The sequence below is a fragment of the Serratia sp. ASV30 genome (assembly GCF_016428815.1).
GTDB lineage: Bacteria > Pseudomonadota > Gammaproteobacteria > Enterobacterales > Enterobacteriaceae > Chania > Chania fonticola_C.
In genome coordinates, this window is record NZ_JAELTL010000003.1 from 149,522 (window position 1) to 155,830 (window position 6,309).

7 protein-coding genes are annotated in these 6,309 nt (G+C 49.4%); 3 read left to right on the plus strand and 4 right to left on the minus strand.

Annotated features, from left to right (window positions below; all coding sequences use genetic code 11):
• Window positions 1–77: 77 nt before the first annotated feature.
• Window positions 78–452: a lysozyme inhibitor LprI family protein gene (locus JHD74_RS02220; RefSeq protein WP_024484999.1), complete on the plus strand. Its 375-nt coding sequence runs from the start codon at window positions 78–80 to the stop codon at window positions 450–452.
• Window positions 453–493: 41 nt separating this feature from the next.
• Here the strand turns inward: JHD74_RS02220 and JHD74_RS02225 are convergent, their stop codons facing one another.
• Window positions 494–715, minus strand: a complete 222-nt coding sequence (locus JHD74_RS02225; RefSeq protein ID WP_021179822.1) for a hypothetical protein — start codon at window positions 713–715, stop codon at window positions 494–496.
• Between the two features lie 181 nt (window positions 716–896).
• A complete protein-coding gene (locus JHD74_RS02230) occupies window positions 897–1,667 on the minus strand; it encodes a hypothetical protein (protein ID WP_199061498.1) in 771 nt (256 codons plus the stop codon).
• Window positions 1,668–1,886: 219 nt separating this feature from the next.
• Here JHD74_RS02230 and JHD74_RS02235 point away from each other — a divergent pair, with 219 nt between their 5' ends.
• Together JHD74_RS02235 and JHD74_RS02240 are read left to right on the plus strand one after the other, a co-directional pair.
• On the plus strand, window positions 1,887–2,105 hold the full coding sequence (locus tag JHD74_RS02235; RefSeq protein WP_199061500.1) for a hypothetical protein: 219 nt from the start codon (window positions 1,887–1,889) through the stop codon (window positions 2,103–2,105).
• 2 nt (window positions 2,106–2,107) lie between these two features.
• Window positions 2,108–2,443, plus strand: a complete 336-nt coding sequence (locus tag JHD74_RS02240) for a low molecular weight protein tyrosine phosphatase family protein (RefSeq protein ID WP_098929884.1) — start codon at window positions 2,108–2,110, stop codon at window positions 2,441–2,443.
• 100 nt (window positions 2,444–2,543) lie between these two features.
• On the opposite strand, the gene JHD74_RS02245 is transcribed toward JHD74_RS02240, so the two are convergent.
• The gene (locus tag JHD74_RS02245; RefSeq protein WP_199061502.1) at window positions 2,544–3,644 is read right to left on the minus strand and encodes a spore coat U domain-containing protein; all 1,101 of its coding nucleotides are present in this window, start codon (window positions 3,642–3,644) and stop codon (window positions 2,544–2,546) included.
• Window positions 3,632–5,962, minus strand: coding sequence for a fimbria/pilus outer membrane usher protein (locus tag JHD74_RS02250; protein WP_199061505.1), 2,331 nt, complete (start codon window positions 5,960–5,962; stop codon window positions 3,632–3,634). Before JHD74_RS02250 ends, JHD74_RS02245 begins: the two co-directional genes overlap by 13 nt.
• Between the last annotated feature and the right edge of the window lie 347 nt (window positions 5,963–6,309).

The window sequence follows — 6,309 nt, forward strand, 5'->3', positions numbered from 1 at the left end:
ATTCGATCGGGCTATTGCAAACGCGGGCATTGGTTTACTGTGTAGCCAGTTCAAAACCAAACACGGAGAAGTGCAAAGTGATTAAAGAAACAATCTTGGGATGTTCGCTGCTGTTGGTCTCTGCCACAGCGTTGGCCGGGGGTTGTGACAGCCCGCGTACCCCTTATGACGTGACCTACTGCGCGGCATTGGAGATGGTGCAGTTGGATCAAGAGATCAATGTGCAATACAAAAAGGTGATGGGGCTACTGACTCAGCCGCAAAAGCAGACGCTGAAGCAGTCGCAGATCGAATGGCTGAAAAATCGGGACAGTCAATGTAGCGACGACTCCATGATCAATGTCGCTTGCTCAAACAAGACCATGCAAAGCCGTATCGATTTTCTGAAAAGCGTAGAGCGGGAATGCAAGAGTACCGGCTGTGACAGCAAAAAACTGGCTCAACAGCAGTAATAGGATCGGGGCGCCGACGCTGCGCCCCGACTAAAAAATCACTATTTGGTTAACGCGATAATGCCCAATGTCAGGCCAGCCACCGCTGCCGCCCCGCCTGCAATCGCCCCTGCGGTTTCCCAGTTATCCTGGGTGGTGCCTTTCATACAGGTATTGGTATGAACCAGACGGCCTTGGTCATCATAGACCGGTACGCAAGGCGACTCGGTAGCACACCCAGACAGTAAAACGGCCAGCAGGCCCGCTGCAATAAACTTACTCATACTCACACCTCGGCGTTCAACAGCCAAAAAAACATCAAATGAATGAAAATCGCGCCACTGTACCACCGATACCTATAGCGATGGATCCGGAATAGTCGCAAAATGTGTGAGGGTGAAACAATTAAGACCGCCAGGATCGCTGTTTCTGCTTGATCATCTGGATTGGCTGAAATCGCTTAAGTTAAGGCTTGCAGGTATTTTTTCGCCGCATGTCATCGATCAACGCTTCTGCTTGCGATTTTGACAGCTTACCGAATACTTTCTGCATACTCTCACAGGTGGGTAACTCACTTGATGTATTCGCAGAGGGGGGATTATAGAAGCTCACAATCCCGGCACCGAGCACCATCAACACAGGAATGGCAAACTGGAACAGCTTAAGTTTGCTGTAGGGCACCTTCCACCGACGCGTTGCATCATAGCCCTCAAGGGATACCAAGCTGCCATAAGGTATGAGGCAAGCCGAGGTTCGTTGCATGCCGTAATCTTTTTCTGCCCGCTCCCACAGATTAGCCGGGATCACCAGGAATCTCAGCGTATCGTCGATCGCACCTTGAAAGAATAACCGGAACACATAGCGGCTTCTCATCAGCCTTTGCAATCTTTCCAAATCGGCGTCAAACATTTCACTGCCCGCTTCGGAACAGTTAAACAGGTGCTCTCGCCCCGCAAAGCAAACGGTTGCAACTTCATAATCATCGTCAATCTCGACGGTCAAAACGTCAGGCCCCAAATACTCCGCCAAGTATTCGAGAAATACGCCCATACCCTCCGTCCAATCCAGCGCGATGTCAAACACGCTGCTGAAAACATCAAGATAATCATCCTCAGGACCACAACCACTGAGAATGTCCGGGTGACGCGCAATAAGCGATGCTTGCACCTGGCTCACTTTGGTTTGCTTAGGATCCTCAAAGAGCGAACTGAACTCTTCCCAGGTTGGCCTATTCATTGGGAAACCTCCTTGTCGCTTTTCCAGCTCCTCACTCTATCAGCACAATGGCCGAGGGAGCCAAGCAAAATCAGTACGCTCGACTTCAATCTGGGGGATCAAGACGATTTATTGTTTATAGCCGAAATGTTAGCATTACCGGGCGGCATATGATGCTGCTGCACTACCTCTCGTATTATCGCGGCTGCTGAACCCCGATAACACCGATGAGGCATTAACATGACTGACATACGTGGCCGGGCCTGGCGCCTGGTTAATAACAAACGCAACAAACACCGTGAGATGGGGGATTTTCAACCCAAGTTCACCAAAGAGAAGCGGTGGAAAATGCTCTACACCCGCTCACATAAAATAACGCGAGCGAGTCAATTAGGCATAGAGTATCCGCAGATATCCCTCGCCGTAGCCCGGCGTAACGCACTCGATGAGATCGAATAACCATGAATGTGCTGTTTGTCTGCAGCCGTAATCAATGGCGCAGCCCTACCGCAGAACGTATATGGCAACGGACTCCCGGCCTGACCGCAAGGTCGGCCGGGACCAGCCGTCATGCTATTAAAACGGTGACGCCGGAGTTATTGCGCTGGGCAGATATGATTTTTGTCATGGAGCAAAAACACAAAAACCGGCTGGTGGCCGAGTATCGCCGCCTGTTGGAACACAAGCCGCTGCACGTTCTCGATATACCTGATGACTACCAATATATGGATCCCGAACTTATCACTCTACTAGAGCAATCTACTGAGCCATTCCTGTTGCCTTTCATCCTGAAATAATCTTCTAGGGGACATGTCCCCGTAAGTGGTGGATGCCAGTAAACGCTCTCTGCTCATCCAGATTAACCTTTCCTGAATTCCAGATTCAACGTACGAATAATCAATAGGATAACGTCATCGTAACGGTATCTTTATAGCTCCCCGCCGGCACATTCTGTTGTGATGGATCGGTAGCATAGAAGACTCTCAATTTTTGCTCTTTGCCATTGCCCTCCCCCGCGGCTTGATTTGCATCCCATACCTGAGTATGTAATTCATCTTTATACATCTGGTAACGTAAAAAAGTATCCGAGGTCTGCGATTTCATCTGGTGCCAACCAATGCTGTCGTTCCCCCCCTGAAAGCTAATGGTATAGGGCGTCGTGTTAGTACAACGCAGGGTAATATCTTGCGTTTGCGTCAGTTCCGATGAAAAGGCGCCATCAAAATGCACATCGGGGGTATTGATAATGCGGCAGTCGTCTTTCAGCGTTGCCGTCAAGGTAACCGTCGGGTTGTTATCGGCGGTCAAGTCAAGATCAGGGATGAGGGTGCGGCCAGAAGCCACCTGCCCGTTGAGACGAAGAGTAATGTTATCAGAGTAAGCTCCTGGTATGGGAGGCGATAAGGCAATCTTTTTCGGATCGGTGGTGATATGCACATGCGCAACGTAATCATACGGTCCACTGGGGATAGGCCATATACGACCTTTACCGCATGTGCCCTTTGTTGCACAATCATCAGGCATTTCTCCATCGGTGACTTTCTGAAAAATCTGCGGCATCAGAGAAGGAACAGATGCATCCGTTCCCCAATTGTAGGTTATTTTTTTATTCACCGTATCGACGCAAAGCAGATTGGACCCATGATTACCAAGGCAAAAGACAAAGGGCAATAAACTTTGGTTCGCCTGATTTGCCGACATGGCCAGAAAAGAAGTCGCGCTATTATGCTGCTGCTCTACCACTAACCCGATATGCTGAGCATCTTTGGTGGTGATATCGGGAGCCTGATCGCACCAGACATGAACCGCTTGGCTGTAATCCTGTGGGGTATCGGCCAGATCCAACGGAGAAACTGCCCCACCCGCAGTGAAATCGACTACTTCATCTGTCCAACTAATATCACAGATCTTAGACCAGTTTATGGTAATAGCCCAAGTCGAAGGCACAAAAGTCAGGCTAAGTGCCAGCAAAAGAAAATGCAGGGTTATTGTGCGCATGTCGCTACCTCAATGCCGTGTTTATTTTCTGCTGAAAGCTGGAAGGAACACCGTTTTTGTCCATCCGAAACCAGCGTGTAAGCCTCGGTCACCCGCGGCCTTTTCATTGAAACCAAGTCACCATTACCCAACAGCGCGACGGTATGGTGATGTTGATCCTGGATCTCGCTTCCTGATGTGAAAGTCACTCCACGTGGCGGAACAAGACGCAGCAATACTTGGTCATTCAAGTTTTGTAGGGAAAACTTCGCGCTGTAACCCGAGTTTTCCGGCACAAAGAAACTCTTTCTCACGTCAGTGACATTGACATCTTCAGGCAAATAGGAAGGATCGATCGTGACCAGATTTTTTTCATAGGGGACGACGTCACTGATAAAACCAATCCCCTGATTATTCGTTTTGCCTTTCAAGGCTCCATCCAGGTAATACGGGACCCCCTCTACGCCATAGGTGTCCACTTTGACAAACGCATTTCCCACCGTTTTGGTGAAAAAGACGCTTTTATCCATAAACACCACACTCCCCTGCAGCCCAGCCCATGGCGTCAGATCCCGGTAACCATATGCCCCACCACTGGCGCTGAACGCTGGCGTTTTCCAAGTGGCAGACATATCGCGATAGCCCATGTCGGCATTTCTCTCGCGGCTATAATTCAGATCCCAATCAACCCCTAGCTCTGAACCGGAGTTATGCGTCAGTGAAACGACATTCGTACTGGCGTTACTGTTGCTCTGCATATTTTGTACACCGATTCGGGTATTACTGCCGAAAGGAAGTGATATCCCTAGCATAAAGTTATCCGCCCGGTCCTCAGAGAAGGCTTTACTGTAGGAAATCGACAGACTGAAAAGGTTGGCGACAAGGGTACTGTAAGACAGATTGGCTATTTTATGCGTAATGCCAATATCATCGCGCTGATATATAAGCCCAGCCCCCAGGACGCCAGGCGAAGCGCCAAGTGCATAAGAAGCAAAGATCTGATCCGAGGCTAATGCACTACCGTAATCAGAATCAAAACTGTCCAAATCCCGGTAGCCGCCGCTTGAGCGGATGTGACTGATGTTAATATTGGCGCGCTGAAATTGTTTGCTGTAACCAAGGTATTCTCTGGCACCTCGCCGCGAGTATTGCGCATCACTCATGGTAACCGTGGCATCAAGACGGCCCCAGCTATTCATATTGAACTGGACTCCGCCCCCCATCATCTTCAACCCGTCCGCGCCCTCAATATGGGAAAGTGCGGTGAGGCGGTCGGTCATACCATAGCGATAAGTACCACTGAGGGCGATATTCTTGTATTGATCATCCTGCCAACCATAATTGTAGCGCAGCGCTCCAACTGAAAAATTGAAGTCGCTTAATCCAGGACGCAGCATGTCAGTCTGGATACTGTAAGGAATACGGCTAGAGACCTGCCGACCATTCGCATCGGTGGTCACTACCGTCATAGTTCCATCACCATTAATAAAAGGGATATTGTTGATAACATAAGCGCCAGGATCGACATGAGAACTGGCCGAACGATAGCCATTCACAAAAAAGTCTAGCGAAGAGGGCGTCGAAGCAGTGCCTCTCAGACGCAGAGAGGGATAAGTGACAATATCGGGGCGTAGCGTGTAGTCCCGACGGAGCTGAATTCCCCCCATGTAGACACCACCAAAACCATTGCCCGAATCGGTTTGAATGTCACCAAGTATCAGTTTTTGTGCACTGTTGCGATTATTGAAAACCCAACTGGTATTCAGCCGCTTGAATCGGGAATAGCCGTGCCCTCCTTGATGGAGATCGATATACTGCCCGGAAAGATTCACGTAGCCAAAGTGATTAAAGTAGCGCCCGTTCATCCAGGAAGAGAAATAACTACTGTTACGAGGGTGCTCATCATAAATATCGTAATCAAAAACAAAGCCTGGAGTTACATTCTCAGCGTAATAGGGGGAATTCCAGCGATCCGGGATTTTAACGAGCTGTAATGGTACCCAATCTGGAGGGATATCAATCGCCAACTCCAGCGTTTTGGCATTATAAATGGCGGTGACACCGCTGATTTTGCTGATGTCCACATAGTGATCTTTTACCTGATAGCCTGCATAACGAATGTGTAGGCTGTCCAGAGTCTCTGTAGGCAGAGCAATCACACTCCCATTCATGATGACCCGCTCAGGAGAGGGCAAATGTTTCCCATTTTCGCTAATATTGACCATGAAAATATGGTCCTGCCTTGCGTTGTTCTGGGCGGGAATAGTGTCAACGTAGGTTGCTGCATGAACCATCGCCGTCGGTATTATGATTAGCAGAGATACCGTAATCTTATTCATTATCATTTCGCTCTCGCTCTCAGCCAGGCGCAGGGAAAATTGCTGCTACTTATCTGGATGGATGAATTTCCAAAGCGCTTGCAGCAGCTGGAATTAAATGATCATGAGGGAGTACGAACGCCATTTTGGCATTTGGCAAAACATAGCTGACGGGAATATCCTGGTGATAGCATGCTTTTTTTCCACATTTAAAATCAATGGAGGTGATTTTTACGTGCGTCTTATCCTGTCTCTTATACACATCTCCGAGCCCACGAGACAGGAGGTATCATCTCGGATGCCGTCTTCTGCTTGAAAATAGGGGGGGGGGGGGGGGGGGGGGGGGGGGGGGGGGGGGGGGGGGGGGG

What these genes read in the sequence shown, in the direction of transcription:
- JHD74_RS02225 (WP_021179822.1), bottom strand. Translation starts at nt 715, where the DNA reads ATGAGTAAGTTTATTGCAGCGGGCCTGCTGGCCGTTTTACTGTCTGGG.
- JHD74_RS02230 (WP_199061498.1), bottom strand. Translation starts at nt 1,667, where the DNA reads ATGAATAGGCCAACCTGGGAAGAGTTCAGTTCGCTCTTTGAGGATCCT.
- JHD74_RS02235 (WP_199061500.1), top strand. Translation starts at nt 1,887, where the DNA reads ATGACTGACATACGTGGCCGGGCCTGGCGCCTGGTTAATAACAAACGC.
- JHD74_RS02240 (WP_098929884.1), top strand. Translation starts at nt 2,108, where the DNA reads ATGAATGTGCTGTTTGTCTGCAGCCGTAATCAATGGCGCAGCCCTACC.
- JHD74_RS02245 (WP_199061502.1), bottom strand. Translation starts at nt 3,644, where the DNA reads ATGCGCACAATAACCCTGCATTTTCTTTTGCTGGCACTTAGCCTGACT.
- JHD74_RS02250 (WP_199061505.1), bottom strand. Translation starts at nt 5,962, where the DNA reads ATGAATAAGATTACGGTATCTCTGCTAATCATAATACCGACGGCGATG.